The organism is Aminobacter sp. P4_D5 (assembly GCF_056401815.1).
This window is the reverse complement of the sequence record NZ_JBFUIP010000777.1, coordinates 1-682: the sequence shown is the minus strand read 5'-3', so window position 1 is coordinate 682 and position 682 is coordinate 1. Positions and strand designations below refer to the sequence as shown.

Annotated in this window: 2 protein-coding genes; both read right to left on the bottom strand. The window is 71.5% G+C overall.

The window, feature by feature from the left end:
- Window positions 1–424: hypothetical protein (locus AC1DWF_RS34935; protein WP_476843055.1), on the bottom strand; the 424-nt coding region annotated here is incomplete at its 3' end.
- A 12-nt stretch (window positions 425–436) separates the two neighbouring features.
- Window positions 437–682: flagellar basal body rod C-terminal domain-containing protein (locus AC1DWF_RS34930; RefSeq protein ID WP_476843054.1), on the bottom strand; the 246-nt coding region annotated here is incomplete at its 5' end.

The window sequence follows — 682 nt, the reverse complement described above, 5'->3', positions numbered from 1 at the left end:
GGATAGGCGGATGCGTGAGGTCGGTACCGCCGAAGAGGTATTCGCCGGCGTGCCGGGTGTTCAGCAGATGCGCCATCTCGGTCAGCGCCGCGCGCGCCTGCGCCTGCACGGTGGCGAGCGAGTTCGGGTCCTCGCTGGTGATCCGCTGCGTCACCGTCGAATGGAAATCGCGCGCGATCTCCGTGAGCCTGCCTAACGCCTGCTGCATGATGCCGGTGCGGCCCAGCGCCTGGTCCATCGAGGTCTTGTAGACCTCGCGCCGGCCGACCTCGCCGCGCAGGGAGACGAGGCGCGAGACCTCCGGTCCGAGATCGCCGAGGTTCTGCGCGCGTAGCCCGTCGGCGGATTGCCGCGTCAGCGTCGCAAGGCGTGTGCGCAGCACCGCCGTCTCCCGCGCCACGCTGCCGAGCAGGTCGATGGTCATGGCTTAACTCCCCTAGCGCCCCACGCCCTGCAGCGCGTCCCACATCTGCTGCGCCGTGGTCATGACGCGCGCATTGGCGGCGTCGGCGGTCTGCAGCTTGATGAGGTTGGCGACCKCCGCGTCCGGGTCCACGCCGGATTCGGCCTGGAAGCGCGCGTCGAGCCCGGCCTTCCGCCCCTCCGCGCGCGTCTTCGCCGTGGTCGCCGCCGCACGGGCGGCGGTCTGCGCGCCCGTGAGCGTCGCGGCATAGGCCTCGAC